Here is a 15,418-nt window from a genome sequence, read left to right as displayed (position 1 = left end):
TTTGTGGTAAACCGATTAAATAATCGCCCCCGAAAAACCCGGGGAGGGAAAACCCCGAATGAATTATTTAAAGGAATACGAACATGTTTACTTCCGGATTAACGATGTTGCACTTATTATGTGAATCTAAGTAGTCAATATATTTCATTCTCTTAGCGGAGATCCCAATACTTTGAACTTAAAAATACTAACACAGGTAGTTTTATTAACAGTACAACGTTACTTCTCTTTTCATTAGAAGCAATGAAAATAAGCAGATTCAAACGACGCTAAAGCATAAATACTATTAATAATTCAATCTCAAGCATTGGGGGAATTAGCCCCTAATAGATTAAAAATACATTATTTGCTCTTAATCTCTGGTTCAAGTTCAGCATGGAAAATAAGATTTATCAATGGCTTGTATAAAAAGTACGACCCCTTAGTTTTTTCTAGGATACCCATAGGATACCTTCTGGCACTAACGTGAGGTAGAACCGATTAACACCGCTACGGTAATGGGTTGTTGTCGTATTTTTCTCTGTGATATTTATCACATCTCCTGAACATACGATGTTTGCCTTTCTACTTCCCTAATCGCCACTTGAAATGCAAAACGCTATGAGTTCTAAAGATGGCTAAGCTTGGCTTTCCAAGGCTTCACGTCAAAAATTATTCTTCTCACAAAAAATAACAAACTGATGAGTAATTATTCCAGTGGTTTATTGTGAGCATGACGCTCAATTAATCGACCATACGAATCAAAATAGCCACTAGGCCAGATCTTTGGGGATGTATTTTGAGATAGTTATCAATAATCCATTCGCTTTTAGGCCAAGGCCGACTGAGAATATTTGTCGGTAGGTGAACTGACTCTCGCCTCACGGGAGACAGCCGCTAAGGTAGTACCACGCTTACATAACGCAGCAATAATGTCAGCTTGATGCCAGTCATTTCTAACGTTATTCATTCCTGCTACCCCTTCCATTAATTGAAAGGGTGATAGCAGACACATTGGTAGAAATTTCCTACCAATGGATAGCTCTTTACAAGGGTGAGAATCCTTGACTATTAGATTTTGCCAATGGCGGGGCCACTTTAACTGATTGGTTTATCGGACTCAATAAGCGAATCAGTAAAAGCACTTACCTTTTGCGTCATATCCTGTTAAGCGCGTTAAGGCGCTGCTGTTCCTCGCAAAGCCTTCTACTCAATTTATCATGTGTCAAAGTTCATCAGGAACGTGATTGCGAGGTCAATTTTGTTTGCGGTAATGGTTCAACATTCAAACCTTGAAGACGTATAATAAGTGTCAAGAATCAAAATTAGCTATGAGTAACTCAAAAATAGCTAGGATTATAGTGGGTTATTTTTAAACAAACCTTCGTTAAAAACGTTCAAACTGGAATTAAACACTATGCATAAGATGTGGAAATTTTTACCTATTATATTTATTTTATTTTTTCCGTTTAAGGCACTCGCTAAAGTAAGTTTGGAGCGACAACAAATTCCAAAACATGCGCTCTCTATTAAAATCCCAAAGGGGTTTACTTTGATGGACGAAAAATACAAAAAATTAAAATATCCATCAATGAGAGATAATAATGAAAAAGTTATTTTTACCGATAAGCGAGGAAAAGCTAACATCATAATTAGCTCTGGAATTGTATCTATGCTTCCAGAACAATTAGATATGTTTACAGATTCTTTAGTGAAACTAATGCCAAACTATCAGCCGTCACTCAAGAAAGTAATTGTAGATGGAAAAGATGCTCGGATAATAGATTTTATATCAAGTGCAATGGATACAGATATTCATAATAAAATGTTAACTACATCATTTAATGGTAAAGCAGTAATTGTTTCATTTAATACAACTGTTGATGAATGGGAACAGTATAAAGATGTGAGTGCCGATATATTGTTATCTCTAAAATTTGAATAAATTATTATTAATCAATATCATATAAGAATTAGAGGAGCAATCTAACCCGTTTTGCTCCTTGCAAGCGTGCCACTCAAGAGCGATTTTTTCGAAGCTGTTATTTACGATGAGAGCCTTTTCTCTTTTTACCTGCCCTGGATCATCGCCATTTGCCAATATTTTCTTGGCATCTTCCCTTTTGTTTCTGGCTTCTACCAAAGTTACAGTGGGATAAGTACCAAATGCCAATCGCTTTTCTTTGCCAGCAAAACGATATTTTAGCCGCCAACATTTGGAACCATTCGGGAAAATTTCTAAGTACATGCCCCCACCATCGGAGAGTTTGCACGATTTGTCTTTGGGCTTCGCGGTCTCTATCTGTCTGGCTGTCAACTTCATTTGTGGGCATCCATTTTGATTGAACCTAACAATGCCCCCAGAGATCTGTAGATTTCAACATACCCTAGTAGACATCGATAGATTGTAGTTTCTTGGTTTTCTTTGTTTTTTAAGGAATTTGTAGACTTTAAAAGACGTTTGGAGACTTGGATATGGCCCCCTACAGGATTCGATATAAAAACATATCATGTTGATTATAAAAATATATGTTTTATTCAATAAATATACATACCCCCAAATGTACCCCCAATTAAAAAATCATTATTGTCTTTCATGTAAGAAATTGAGTTTTAAATAAAAATTAACACTTTTGGTTATCAAGTGTGATTTTTAGCCATAGTCCTTCTAAGTTACATGGCTTTATTACATTTGGGATACAAAATAGATCTATGGTTTTTTCTAATTCTCTTAGTTGACTTGTTAAATTTTTTAACAAGTCAACTAAGAGAGGACAAGCGTAGCGCGTCAGCTAGAAAATGCCCATGTTATAGTCATCAATAAGCTGATTTCGTCAGAGTATCTAATCAATAGTCTAACTAACTGATTAAATTATCTGTTCCCTATTGCTACGTGTTACATCCTGCGCTAACCTTGCTACACTTAATTGCTGTCATCGACAGCCGCCAATGTTTCCGAGGGATCTGTGAGGAAACGCTTTCGAGTGATCCGCTATTGCTGCCATTGACAGCACTCAATGCTTCTAAAAGGTCTGTGAAGAAGCGCTTTCGAGCGACCATATCTAAAATTCTCCCTGATCTGAAAAGAGAAAGCCGTCAGATACCATGAGGCTGATAACTCCGCTTATCCTTTGAGAGTGGGGATCGCAAAATGAAAGCGATGAAGGTGCATTTATACATTTAACTCACTCACGGGTCTTCTATCCCAAAGGAAACGAGTTCTTCTTATATCCAAGCGTCAGACAGGACAGCTTTACCTGCCTTTCGCTCTAATGAGATTAAGCCACGAGTTTAGCCTCATTTCATTTACGTAAGCTAAAGCACCCGGTTTGCTTGGCTCACACCTTAACTAACTGCTGCCTGAGTTATCAGGCGGTCAGGTAGGCTATTTCTCAATATCAGTATATTGCGACAGTTCTACACTGCTACAGACAACACTTTGCCATGCCATTAGGCATCAGCAAGCACCTGCCCTGCTTCGGTTTACTGACTCCGATGTTCAGGCGTCACTTTTCGCCGGTTTACCGCTGAAAGTGACGCCGCCACATAAAGGTAACATCCACATTACAGGCGTATGCCTGCTCAACAAATCAGTGTTTCTGTCACTGCTAATTAAGATTAAAAAAACCATCAAAAAGGAGAACTTGACGATACCGAGGCTGGCTTTGGCCAGAGGGGATAACCTGCCTACGCAGGCGGTAGTACAGCGTACTCAAACCGATACCCCGCAATACCTCAACAGCGTTCACTCTGGTGCACAGGTATCGTTCAAGGACAAAGCAGATAACCCCTGTTTTGTCAGAACTGTCGCGCGCCAGAGATTTAATGTTATCAGGTGAAAAATAAGGAGTGATATGAGTCGATTAGTCAGGGAAATGCAGACCTTTGCCCGGCAGGCTGGAGGCAGTCATAAAACCTGTCATGACCGCATTCGGATAGCGAGGCGGCTAGGTGAGTTTTTGTTGAAACTGAATATTCAGGTGAAAAGCCTCAACTATTTAAAGACCAAACACATTGAAAGCTATATCCATGCCCGATTGTCTCAGGGCATAGCCAAACGCACCCTGCAAAATGAAATGTCGGCGCTCCGCCATATCTTTCTTCTGGCAGGCCGGACGAAGTTAAGTACCTCTCCCCGATTGAGTAATCAGGCATTGGGACTGAGTGGCTCCAGTCGTGCAGGGACAAAACAAGCCATTCCTGATGTGCTTTTTCAGACAATTTATCAGAAAGCAGCAAAATACGATGCCGGACTGGCAATCATCCTCCAACTTACCCGTTTGATGGGGCTACGTTCTCAGGAAGCCGTTCAGTGTTGTGCTTCGCTGAAAAGCTGGAAAAAACAGCTTAATCAGCCAGAGCCTAAGCTTCATGTAGTTTTTGGTACTAAAGGCGGCCGCCCCAGACAAACTCGTGTACTGGATGTGGACGCAGTGAAAAAAGCGGTTGATAAAGCCATTGAAATTGCAGAACAGCGCGGCGGCAGGCTGATTGATAAACCCGATCTCAAACGAGCGATGAACTACTGGCGTGCCCATACCGCTCATCTGGGATTAACCGGCTGTTATGCCCCACACAGTTTGCGCTACGCATGGGCACAGGATGCGCTGAGGTTTTACCAAGAAAGCGCTTTTACTCGTCAGGAAGCCAGGGCTTTAGTCTCAATGGATTTAGGTCACGGTGATGGTCGCGGGCGTTATGTTGAACGAGTTTACAGTCAAAAGGAGGATTGAGAAATGGCAGAGACAACCTTAATACGTCTGGCGGATGTCATGAAAAAAGTCGGTTTAAAGAAATCATGGATTTACCATTTGATGCAGCAAGGGGAATTCCCTAAATCTGTCAGTCTGGGAGTACGCTCAGTAGCATGGGTAGAAAAAGAAATTGATGAATGGATTATCAATAAAATCAACAACCGCGAGGAAACACAGGGATGAGTCTGAATGAGGCTTTTAACCTTAATTATAAGTTGATAATCAGTAAATTACTGAGGTATAGTTCACGCGCTGCGGCAAAATCCGCAGCCGGAGTTAGCGTTCCGATTAACATGATGGCAGCATTACACGCCTGTTTTAGGCTATTCAATGCTGGTGCTTTTGTACACCTGTTGTCTATGGTGGCTCAGGCAGGGGCTTCGAAAGAAGCGCCGGTTTCCATTGTGTCCGGTAACGCTAACCCTGTCTGGGCTGCCACCCTTGAGGTTAGCGTCTCTGGTGGTAGCGATAGTTCGCACACAATGGAGGCTGCCTTATGGCTATACCCCCTCTTAACCTCTACCTATCACCCCAAGACTGGCTATTTTATCTACAACGTCAGCTATTCTCCTGTTCTAAGGCTTTTTCTCTGGCAGGGGTGTTTTATGCATGATTACCGCCCTGAAAACTCAGAAGAAGTACTCGACCATTGCCGGGCACTTATCAACAGTATTATTGAGCAAAATAATCTCGCATTTAAGGAAATCCTGACTTTCGTTTTATGGGAACGTATTGAACTGCTCAGTAAAATGCTGGTTGGAGAAACCACAGAGGAGGAAAGCCATGCCCTCCTTCATTTCTGATATTGTCCGGCAATCCCGCCACCGCTGGCCCGCGATCCTGTCTCAGGCAGGCATTGTTGTGCCCGCCAATAATCGTCATGGGCCTTGTCCCATGTGCGGTGGGAAAGACCGGTTCCGATTTGATGATAAAAACGGTAATGGTACATGGATTTGTAATCGGGCTAAATGCGGTCATGGAGATGGACTGGATTTATTGGCAAAATTTAAAGGCTGTCAATTAATTGAGGCGGCAAGGTGGATATCTGAGTTGTCAGAACTCCCGTCAACGGCGCCAGCCAGAAAAAAAGCCTCTGTTATTCAAGTGCCGATTGCTGAACGGGTCAATTCGTTATTAAATCAGTGTATTAAGGGCGCGAGCCCTTATTTAATTCGCAAGAGTTTAGCTGAACGTGTTTTTTTGTTCCCACCGGCTTACTGTCAAAAAACAGGCAATGTGATTTTTCCAGAAAATACACTGGTGTTACCACTAGTTAATATTGCAGGAGGATATTGCGGTGCCCAATTGATTCACCCTGACGGCAGCAAGCGATTATTACCCGGCAGTCAGTTAAAAGGGGCTTTTGCTGTTGTCCATGAACCTGATTCTTATGATGACATTATCATCACAGAAGGTTATGCCACTGGCTTATCACTGGCCGTTATTAGCCGAAACAGTGCAATCTATGCCGCCATTTCCGCTAATAACCTGCTCAATGTAGCAAAAGCGCTTAAAGCGCAACATCCGCAAGGTGTTTTTATTATCGCAGGGGATAATGATGTTGATGCAGATGAAAAGAACACAGGAAAAATTAAGGCGGAACAGGCCGCGAATGCAATACAGGGAAAGGTTGCACTGCCACCAACAGACTATCAAGCTGACTGGGATGATTACCGTAAGCAATATGGTGATGAAGCAACCAGAACAGCCTTTTATCACCAGACCGGTAAAATCACCGGTTCCCTTTCTGTGACTCGTCTCCCCACGACCTACAGCACATCATTACCTTTACGCAGAGGTTCTGAGGGCTTTGATACTCATCAGGATTATCTGATCAAAGGTCATTTGCCCAGTAACGCCTTAGCCAGTATTTACGGCCCCAGTGGTTCTTATAAATCTTTTTTGGCGGTGTCATGGGCATGTCATATCGCCACGGGTAAAACATGGGCAGGTAAACGCGTCAATCGGGGAGCGGTGGTTTATGTGGTCGGTGAAGGTGGTCTGGGAGTTCCGCGTCGTATCCGGGCATGGGAAAGCAGCCTGAACGATAACAGCCCGATAGATGCCCTTTACCGTATAGACTGCCCGGTGTTTCCTGCTAGTCAGGAAAGTGCTGAGCAAGTGATTTGTGCAGCGAAAGATGTCGAACAAGAAACCGGATTGCCTGTCCGTCTGATTGTACTAGACACTCTCGCCCGCTGTTTTGGCGGCTCGGACGAAAACACCGCTAAAGATATGGGCGCGTTTATTCAGGGTTGTGACTATATCAAAGCCAAAACAAACGCCACCGTGCTTGTTGTGCACCATTCCGGCAAAGACCAAGATAAAGGCGCAAGAGGCTCCAGCGCTTTTCGAGCCGCACTGGATGCGGAGTTTAATATCCGCCGTGAAAATGATAAAGAGGCGCTGATATTAAGCTGTACCAAAATGAAAGATGCTGATGAACCTCCACAAGTCGCTTATGACTTGCATCCGGTCAGCATTTGTATTGATGAAGACGGCGAAGAGATTACCTCTCTGGTGTTGTCAGATCAGCCCAGACAACCACAGGATGCCGCAGCCGGTGATATGGCACTGGCCCATGTCCGGCGTCTGTCAGGCAATCATCTGGCACTATGGGAATCTATTCGTAACCGAACAGCCCAAAGCGATTCCTGCACAAAATCACAGGTGCGGGATGACTTACGGGCGAAAGGCATTGATGTATCAAAGAAATTCAGCCGCTGGCTGGATAAACTGGAAAATGATGGATTATTGACCGTGTTGGGTGAAGATATCCGCATTAATCAACGCCACTCTAATATGGGGGAATAAATGGTAAATGTGGGGGATATTGTCAAAAATCCAGCAATGCTCCCCACTTACCACTTATTAAGCTCACCTAAATGGGGGAAGCACGTGAAACCCTTATTCTGTCTGGCTTTAAGCGATTTTAATAATATCAATGTGGGGGCAATAAAAATCCATATATCGTGGGGGACAAAATGGGGGAAAAGTAGGTATTTTCCTTCTGTCGGTATAGAGCTATTTAATTCATTCATAATGTATATTTAATATCATCCCATTTATTAATATCCAATAGAATACTTACATTATTCTGTAATTAGAAAATCATCCTCTCTTTATTTAAAGAAAAATAAAATGGGTAATCAATGGGGGAGTTTTATTTAAATGGGGGAAATAATAAAATAATGGTGTTTTTTAACTTTAACTATTTACAGATAGAGTCCATGAAAGGATAATTATTTTATGTCACCACTCAGGAAAATCTAAAATATGATTCAACAGGATTGGCATCCAGCCGATATTATTGCCGGACTGAAAAAGAAAGGAATAACATTAGCCGCTTTATCAAGGAGCGCCGGACTGGCTTCATCCACACTGGCAAATGCACTGACACGTCACTGGCCTAAAGGAGAAAGAATTATTTCTAATGCATTGGGAGTTCCTCCTGAAATTATCTGGCCTTCCCGTTATAAAAATAACGGGACTAAAACATTCATATCATAAAAATGCTATGGCTCAGAAAATATCATTAAATAAAGACACTCATCGCCCACTATTTAAGGTGGGCCTTTTATATAACTATTTGCTGTTTTTATTTGAAAAAGTGTAAGGAGCAATAAATTCCTTTTTATATTGTTCCAAATAATCCATCCATCATAGGAATTTTCTATCTCTATCTGTGCAAATAATAATTAAGCTCTTTTACCAAATGTACTATAAATTACATTTTCACCGTATTCTAAACTATCCATATAGTCGGCATACCATTGAAGCATTTCACGACGCCCATCTAAGTATTGAGCATGATTATACGTACCCCTGATACTATTTTTATCAACGTGAGCTAACTGCGTTTCAATCCAAGCGCTGTTATAACCTTGTTCATGCAGAATCGTACTCATGGTATGCCGAAAACCGTGGCCTGTTGCTCTGCCGCCATAGCCGATACGTTTAATAACTTGATTAATAGCTGCTTCACTCATTGGTTTACTGGAGTCATTACGCCCATGAAAAATAAACTCAAAACGCCCAGTGATAGTTTCCAATGTCTTAAACAGAGATAGAACCTGCTCAGACAGTGGAACGATATGCGGGCGGCGCATCTTCATACGTTCTAGTGGAATTTCCCATATCTTTCTATCTAAATCTAGTTCATCCCACTTTGCAGCTCTGAGTTCTATAGTCCGAACACCGGTTAACAATAATAGTTTTGTTGCTATTTGAGTAATGATACTTCCCCTGTATTGAGATAATGTTTGCAGGAAAAAAGGTAATTCATCGGCTAAAAGATGTGGAAAGTGTTTAACTTTCGGTGATGCTAACGCTCCAGATAACTCAGCAGCAGGATTATATTCAGCCCTACCAGTTACAATCGCATATTTAAATACCTGACTACAAGCTTGACGAATCTTCTTAAGCTTGTCCAGAACGCCACGCTGTTCCATTTTGCGAAGAGTTTCCAACATATCCAGAGGCTTAATATCCGTTATTATTCTTTTGCCAATATAGGGAAATATGTCTTTATTAAAGGATTCAAGCAAGTCATCAGCATAGCCAACAGACCAATTCGGCAATTTATAGGAATGCCATTCTTTAGCTATAGCCTCAAAAGTATTAGTTGCTTGCCTAATTATCTCCTCTTGTTCTGTCTTCTTCACTTCAGCGGGGTCAACGCCATTAGCCAAGTGTTGCTTAGCTTCATCTCTTTTGACTCTGGCATTAGCTAAAGACAAATTAGGGTATACCCCTAATGCAAGCAACTTCTCTTTACCTGCAATCCGATATTTTAGGCGCCAATAACGCGCTCCGTTCTTCTTCACCAATAAATACAAACCACCACCATCAGCTAATTTATAATCGGTAGCTTTGGCCTTTGCTGACTCTATCTGTCTGGCATTTAATTTCATATGGGGGTATCACTTTTCATTGAACCTGAACATACCCCCAAATGTACCCCCATTATAGGATGGATTTCAACAAACTATAGTGGACGTAGAAAGAATAGGAACTGTAGCGATGTCTTGTGTTTACTGGGTTTAGTGGACTTCAATAGATGTTGACGGAAGTGATGATGGCACGCCCTACAGGATTCGAACCTGTGACCTACGGCTTAGAAGGCCGTTGCTCTATCCAGCTGAGCTAAGGGCGCATCTTGAGAGATGAGCTGCATCAGTAATGCTTTGATGCGGGGAGAGATTATACGGTGACAACTCTTTGAGTCAATGGCTTTTCTGCTTATAAATCTTCATCTGGCTATTTTCTGATTATCAATAAAACTGACAGCACGTTCATGTTCTGACAAAATAGGCAGTATCCCAATGTTTGATTTATGGATTTATTCGTACATGCCAGCAAAAATTATTGACGGGAAAACGATTGCGCAGACAATCAGAAGTGAAGTCGCAGTGCGTGTTCAGCAACGTGTTGCCGAGGGAAGACGCGCTCCTGGTCTTGCCGTTGTTTTAGTCGGCGAAAACCCCGCTTCTCAAATTTATGTCGCAAGCAAACGCCGTGCCTGTGAGGAAGTCGGGTTTGTTTCCCGTTCCTATGACCTGCCAGATACCACCAGCGAAGCCGAGTTGTTGAATCTTATCGATCAGCTTAATAATGATTCAGAAATTGATGGTATTTTGGTTCAGCTCCCTTTACCGGCCGGTATTGATAACGTCAAAGTTCTGGAACGTATCCAGCCTGATAAGGATGTTGATGGCTTCCATCCCTATAATATTGGTCGTTTGTGTCAACGCGCTCCAAAGCTGCGTCCCTGTACGCCGCGCGGTATCGCAACGTTGCTTGAGCGTTGTGGAATTAACACTTATGGGCTGAATGCTGTCGTTATCGGCGCTTCAAATATTGTTGGTCGCCCAATGAGCCTGGAGCTGTTATTGGCGGGTTGTACCACCACGGTGACTCATCGCTTTACTAAAGATTTACGTCATCATGTGGAGCAGGCAGATTTACTCATTGTGGCGGTCGGTAAACCAAACTTTATCCCCGGTGAGTGGATTAAACCCGGCGCTATTGTTATTGATGTCGGAATTAATCGTTTGGAAGATGGCAAAGTGATTGGTGATGTTGATTTTGAAACTGCATCCGAACGGGCAAGCTGGATTTCTCCGGTTCCTGGAGGGGTTGGCCCAATGACAGTCGCTACTCTTATCCAGAATACCTTGCAAGCTTGCGAGGAATACCACGATGTGGAAAGAATTGAAGGTTGTTAATGGAAATTTTTTATTTAGAAGGCCACCCTTATGTGGCGTTGTGTGATTTGTTGAAGTTTCAAGGGTGGAGTGAAAGCGGTGCTAGCGCTAAAGCGGCTATTGCTGAAGGTCTGGTTGAAGTGAATAATCAGATAGAAACCCGTAAACGTTATAAAGCGATAGTCGGGCAGGTTGTTACTTTTAATGGTAAATCTGTCCACATTAAAGAATGATTAAATAGGCTCCCTTCAAAATGGAGGGAGCCGTATATTATGGGTAAAGTCTTGGCTGTTTGGTTGGGACTGACCGAAAAGGTGCTTAATCGGTATGTCTGGGAAGTGAGTAAAGTGCGAGTAAAAAAGAAAAAGGTAAAATAATTCTCGGATGCTAAATAACATCGTAGTTATCATTGATGGATATTAAACTTGATTTAATCAAGGGTTTTATAAGCCGAATGCTTTTGGGTAAATCCGATAAGTTTTTGCTGGCAGTTAACCTAACTGTCTGTAGTTAAAAGATATCTCAATGTAAAATAGTAAAAATATAAACTCTTTATCACTCTTTTAATCTCTATCATTATCACTTTTCTGTTTATTGTATATACCCGTCATCTTTCAATTTGCCTGTTTGTTGTCTGCACTCACCCCAGTCACATAGTTATCTATGCTCCCCGGGGATTCGCTCACTTGCCGTCGCGATCCATCTTGAAATCCATAGGGTATAAATCGGCTTTCTTAGTTTTCAAATGAAGTGAAAACAGGTAGTTGAAATGGTGATGGGAAGATTATGACGGTAAATAAAGGTTAAATCTGATAGCTAATGCATAAGGTTAATCTCTGTTGAATGTAAGAACGTTAAGTAGAAAAGGTTTTTGATATCGGAGATAAACGGCAGTTTGAAAAAGATTTTAGCTTCAATATTATAAGGTTAAATGAGTTGATAACCAAAATGGATACTTTTATCAATATCGGTTGTGCAGGAGGTATTGAGATAGTTCGAGGTCACTTAAAAGGGTATAAGGTTATTAATAATGTTCAGTAATGCTGTATTTAAGGTTTTATGCGTTTTTAGTATTTACCATGCTTATGAATATCTTAGGTTTAATACTGGGCTATTTTAACGCAATACTTATTGAAAAATGTATAATCTGATGATAATTTAAACTTAATATACTGATTTTAATGATAAAACAAACCAGTGGAGTAGATAGTTTGGAATTAAATCAAGTGATTAAAGCTCTTAATGAATCTGGTAATAACTGGACTGTAGAGCAAATAGGTGAGTGTCTGGCAATTACTAACGAAGATGGAATTAAAGCTCATCTGGCTATTTGTGGCAGGCAAATTACGGTGGAAGCATTACTGTTTTCGGAAGAGAATGTTTTAGATCCCGCTTCTTTAAATCAGTTTATTTTAGAAACGCACAAAATGATGCCTTTGACTTCAGTTGGAATAACTAAAGTGGATGGTCAATCTTACTATACCGCTTTTGGTTCATTGTCATCAGAATCAAAACAAGAAAGCGTTGTCATCGAAGTCTCTATGTTGTTTGCCAACATCACTGAGCTTCTTGATGCGTATTCTGAGTTCCTAAAATAACAATGTAGGGGAAATACCAATGAATGTATGGAAAAAGCTTTTTAAAGCCATTAAAGGAACGGTAAATAATGCGGCAGAATCTGTCGCTGATGGCAATGCACTGACGATTCTTGATCAGGAAATCCGAGAAGCAAAAGCAGAAATCCGCCGTGCGGATGAAAGCCTGGTTAGCATGATTGCTAAGCGGAAAATGGCAGAGAAAAAGGTTGCGGATATTAAAAACAGTATCGCCGAGTACGAGGGGTATGCTCGTTCTGCTGCGGGTAAAGGCGACAATGGGCTTGCTTTGGAGTGTGCTCAGAAAGTTGCGACCCTGCGTGATGAACTGGAAAGAGAACAAGCGTTGTTTGAATCGTTCCAGAAGACTGAAACGATGCACCGACACAATGTGCAAGAAGCGAAAAAGAAGGTGTCTCAGCTTGAGAACCAGGTTGATTTGGTTAAAGCAACTGAACAGGTGCAGAAGGCCCAAGCTGCGACTCATAACTCTGTTGTCGGCGCTTCGTCAAAAACATCTACCGCCCTTGATTCTCTTGAGCGTATCAAGTCACGTCAGGCTGAGAAAGCGGCTCAGTTCGAAGCTCAGCAAGAGTTACACGATAGTATGACTTCTAGCGATCTGGATAAAAAGCTTAAAGAGGCTGGCATAACCTCAAGCGCTATGTCCGCAGAAGATGAACTTGCTCGTATCCTTGGCAAGTAAATATTAAGTTGTTAAATCAAGATCCTGCTTTTTAAAGTGGGATCTTCCTATCAAGAGATATTTCTATGCTTTCCAAAATCGCAGATGCGTTTAAGAACGCATTCGGGGGTAAGACAGTTGCGCCTGTGGCGCCAAAGGTGCCGGAAGTATTAGGTTTGCGTATCGGTGGTGTACTTGAGATAGATCCGCTGATGCTAAAACTGATTGAATCTGACCTAACGATCGAAAACGCGGCTTCAACTCAGCTTATATGTTCCGTTGGTGTTGTCGATTTAGGTGATAACGTGCGTTTGGTGCGTTATTACACGGATGACGAAGGTTATCTTCAAGTGCTTCAAGAAGGGGAGGGGGATGACGGCGTGAAGGAAGTGAGCCTGTGGTATTTTTACGAAACTAAACCGGTAGATTCACAAGTTCAATGGGATGCGCTGATTAAAAACGGTATCGTCACGCCAAATGGGGAATATGATCTCGATGGCATCCAGTTCTCTCAGTTGTGGGACAACATTAAGCCTGTAGCTGTTACCGAGAAAACTTACACTAAAGAGGGGCGTATAACTGAAACTGATCAGTTTGTGATGGTGTATTCGCGTCAGGTTGCTCATAACAGAACAGAAGAGCTTCAAGTTGTGGGAGAGGAAAAAGTGGTAGGGAGTAACCTGGATAGATTGATGGTACTGAGCACCGGTATTCAACTTAACCAAACTGATTTTAAAGTGGTGGCATAAATGATCACATTGGAGAATGAAGAACAGGCTTTCACGCAATTTATGCATGGTGTAGGCAATTTTGGGTTGTGTTTTGGGCTGGCGCTGGTTTTTTTCATCGTTTTCAAATTTATCTACACAATAATTACTCCGCATGATGAGTGGAAACTTATCAAGCAAGAGAAGAATAGTGCCGCTGCGATATCGCTTGGCGGCGCGCTGGTTGGTTACAGCATCGCTATTGCAAGTGCTGCAAGCAACTCTGTGGGGGTGATTGATTTCGTGATGTGGAGTGTTGTTGCGTTGTTGGCTCAGATTGTTGGCTTCTTTATGGTTCGCATATTTATGATGCCAAAGATTGTATCTCGCATCGAGAATAATGAGGTCCCTGCTGCGGTTGTGCTGGCGTCGGTGTCAATTTCTGTTGGTCTTTTAAATGCAGCTTGCATGACTTACTGAGTTGGGGATCGTATGACGAACGGGAACAAAAAGCGCAGAATGCGCAGCGCCGCCATCAACATTGAGAGTAAACGTAAATATTGGCGTGGGTTCTCATTCACGTCATTGGTGCTCAGTATGGGATCGCTCGTGGGTTGTGGTCAATCGGCGGATGAACTGTCAATCAATGTCTATAAGGATTTAGCGTCTTGTCAGAATAATCCAAAGAATACGATTGCTGCTCAGTGTGAAACCACATATCAAGCGGCATTACGTGAAGCGGAACGCACGTCGCAGAAATTTCGTAAGAAAGCCATGTGTGAGCTTGAATACGGTGAGTGTGAAGCAATGCCGGGGGCTGTAGGTTATCGACCGAAGATGGCCGCCTTTATGATGGCGGAGGTGAAGCCAGAACAGTTGAGCCGATATGATATGGCTGAAAAGTATCGCAATGTGTTTTACCAGCCACTATTTACTTCAACATCAGGCTATAGCGACTTGTACGGTAAGCTTTTTTTTGCTGATGGCAAGGTTATTGGCGCCTATTCTGATATTGGCAATATCCAGTACGAGATGAACCGACGTTATTTGCAGCCGCTGGAAACGGTTCGCTTGCCAATTGAGAAAGAAATTTCTCAGGTTGGAACAAATACACATGGCGCTTTGTATGGAAATTCTGGAAATGTAGTTACGGGTATAAATCCTGTATTGAACCCCCGATCAACTGCTTATATTACATCTGGGATCGTTGATGAAATCGGTGATTATTCAGAACGTAAACACAGGGAGAGAATGTATCGAGAACGCATGATGCGTGAAAAGGAGCAGAGGTTTAAAAGCAGCGATTCCCGTTATTCTGGTTATGATAGCAAGCCAATCGTTACTACCAAGTCTTCTGGTGGTTTCGGTTCAACATCTTCCGCTAAGTACAGTTGGGGTGGTTAACCGGCGCTGACATTTTATTCGCAGGCTTTTTGTTATCAGTGTCTTGCATCGAGGCATGATTGCTGAATTAAGCGTTTGTGCGATGATT

The 15,418-nt window shown here is 42.0% G+C and carries 15 protein-coding genes, 1 tRNA gene and 4 pseudogenes; 16 read left to right on the top strand and 4 right to left on the bottom strand.

The window, feature by feature from the left end:
• A pseudogene (locus tag EAE90_RS14330) lies at positions 1–102 on the top strand (IS30 family transposase); the annotation flags it as partial.
• A gap of 586 nt (positions 103–688) precedes the next feature.
• Here the strand turns inward: EAE90_RS14330 and EAE90_RS14325 are convergent.
• Positions 689–949, bottom strand: a pseudogene (locus EAE90_RS14325) (helix-turn-helix domain-containing protein).
• A gap of 447 nt (positions 950–1,396) precedes the next feature.
• Here EAE90_RS14325 and EAE90_RS14320 point away from each other — a divergent pair.
• Positions 1,397–1,924, top strand: coding sequence for a hypothetical protein (locus EAE90_RS14320; protein ID WP_246550755.1), 528 nt, complete (start codon positions 1,397–1,399; stop codon positions 1,922–1,924).
• A gap of 56 nt (positions 1,925–1,980) precedes the next feature.
• Here the strand turns inward: EAE90_RS14320 and EAE90_RS14315 are convergent.
• Positions 1,981–2,302: pseudogene (locus EAE90_RS14315) on the bottom strand (Arm DNA-binding domain-containing protein); the annotation flags it as partial.
• A 1,321-nt stretch (positions 2,303–3,623) separates the two neighbouring features.
• On the opposite strand from EAE90_RS14315, the gene EAE90_RS14310 reads away from it, so the two are divergent.
• The 7 genes and pseudogenes from EAE90_RS14310 (at position 3,624) to EAE90_RS14285 (ending at position 8,243) form a co-directional block, all read left to right on the top strand.
• Complete coding sequence (locus EAE90_RS14310; protein WP_128575419.1) at positions 3,624–3,818, top strand: hypothetical protein; 195 nt, start codon at positions 3,624–3,626, stop codon at positions 3,816–3,818.
• A gap of 15 nt (positions 3,819–3,833) precedes the next feature.
• The gene (locus tag EAE90_RS14305; protein ID WP_214054050.1) at positions 3,834–4,712 is read left to right on the top strand and encodes an integrase domain-containing protein; all 879 of its coding nucleotides are present in this window, start codon (positions 3,834–3,836) and stop codon (positions 4,710–4,712) included.
• A gap of 3 nt (positions 4,713–4,715) precedes the next feature.
• Entirely contained in the window at positions 4,716–4,916 is a 201-nt protein-coding gene (locus EAE90_RS14300) for a helix-turn-helix transcriptional regulator (RefSeq protein WP_214054049.1), read from the top strand.
• Positions 4,913–5,536 carry an ash family protein gene (locus EAE90_RS14295; protein ID WP_113024704.1) on the top strand — a complete coding sequence of 208 codons (624 nt, stop codon included), beginning with the start codon at positions 4,913–4,915 and terminating at the stop codon, positions 5,534–5,536. The genes EAE90_RS14300 and EAE90_RS14295 overlap by 4 nt, the downstream gene beginning before the upstream one ends.
• Positions 5,517–6,413: pseudogene (locus EAE90_RS24490) on the top strand (primase-helicase zinc-binding domain-containing protein); the annotation flags it as partial. The gene EAE90_RS14295 and the pseudogene EAE90_RS24490, both read left to right, overlap by 20 nt.
• A gap of 51 nt (positions 6,414–6,464) precedes the next feature.
• Positions 6,465–7,547, top strand: a complete 1,083-nt coding sequence (locus tag EAE90_RS24485) for a helicase RepA family protein (protein ID WP_339921493.1) — start codon at positions 6,465–6,467, stop codon at positions 7,545–7,547.
• Positions 7,548–8,009: 462 nt separating this feature from the next.
• The gene (locus EAE90_RS14285) at positions 8,010–8,243 is read left to right on the top strand and encodes a helix-turn-helix domain-containing protein (RefSeq protein WP_214054047.1); all 234 of its coding nucleotides are present in this window, start codon (positions 8,010–8,012) and stop codon (positions 8,241–8,243) included.
• Between the two features lie 188 nt (positions 8,244–8,431).
• On the opposite strand, the gene EAE90_RS14280 is transcribed toward EAE90_RS14285, so the two are convergent.
• Positions 8,432–9,646: a tyrosine-type recombinase/integrase gene (locus tag EAE90_RS14280; RefSeq protein WP_021323811.1), complete on the bottom strand. Its 1,215-nt coding sequence runs from the start codon at positions 9,644–9,646 to the stop codon at positions 8,432–8,434.
• Positions 9,647–9,811: 165 nt separating this feature from the next.
• A tRNA-Arg gene (locus EAE90_RS14275) sits at positions 9,812–9,888 on the bottom strand.
• 196 nt (positions 9,889–10,084) lie between these two features.
• Here EAE90_RS14275 and folD point away from each other — a divergent pair.
• The 7 genes from folD to EAE90_RS14240 all read left to right on the top strand — a co-directional run bounded on the left by folD (position 10,085) and on the right by EAE90_RS14240 (position 15,330).
• Positions 10,085–10,960 (top strand): bifunctional methylenetetrahydrofolate dehydrogenase/methenyltetrahydrofolate cyclohydrolase FolD, encoded by an 876-nt coding sequence (gene folD, locus EAE90_RS14270; protein WP_214054046.1) that lies wholly within the window; start codon positions 10,085–10,087, stop codon positions 10,958–10,960.
• Positions 10,960–11,172 carry a ribosome-associated protein YbcJ gene (gene ybcJ, locus EAE90_RS14265; protein WP_058589635.1) on the top strand — a complete coding sequence of 71 codons (213 nt, stop codon included), beginning with the start codon at positions 10,960–10,962 and terminating at the stop codon, positions 11,170–11,172. Before folD ends, ybcJ begins: the two co-directional genes overlap by 1 nt.
• A gap of 978 nt (positions 11,173–12,150) precedes the next feature.
• Positions 12,151–12,537 carry a DUF2170 family protein gene (locus EAE90_RS14260; RefSeq protein ID WP_088373647.1) on the top strand — a complete coding sequence of 129 codons (387 nt, stop codon included), beginning with the start codon at positions 12,151–12,153 and terminating at the stop codon, positions 12,535–12,537.
• Positions 12,538–12,556: 19 nt separating this feature from the next.
• Positions 12,557–13,240 carry a PspA/IM30 family protein gene (locus EAE90_RS14255; RefSeq protein WP_214054045.1) on the top strand — a complete coding sequence of 228 codons (684 nt, stop codon included), beginning with the start codon at positions 12,557–12,559 and terminating at the stop codon, positions 13,238–13,240.
• 65 nt (positions 13,241–13,305) lie between these two features.
• Complete coding sequence (locus tag EAE90_RS14250) at positions 13,306–13,968, top strand: YjfK family protein (RefSeq protein WP_214054044.1); 663 nt, start codon at positions 13,306–13,308, stop codon at positions 13,966–13,968.
• The gene (locus EAE90_RS14245) at positions 13,969–14,406 is read left to right on the top strand and encodes a DUF350 domain-containing protein (RefSeq protein WP_110085901.1); all 438 of its coding nucleotides are present in this window, start codon (positions 13,969–13,971) and stop codon (positions 14,404–14,406) included.
• A 12-nt stretch (positions 14,407–14,418) separates the two neighbouring features.
• The gene (locus EAE90_RS14240; protein WP_214054043.1) at positions 14,419–15,330 is read left to right on the top strand and encodes a DUF1190 domain-containing protein; all 912 of its coding nucleotides are present in this window, start codon (positions 14,419–14,421) and stop codon (positions 15,328–15,330) included.
• Positions 15,331–15,418: the final 88 nt, after the last annotated feature.

Source organism: Photorhabdus caribbeanensis (genome assembly GCF_018448885.1).
GTDB classification, from domain to species: Bacteria; Pseudomonadota; Gammaproteobacteria; order Enterobacterales; family Enterobacteriaceae; genus Photorhabdus; species Photorhabdus caribbeanensis.
Note: the sequence above shows the minus strand (reverse complement) of the source record. Positions and strands in the feature narration are given on the sequence as shown.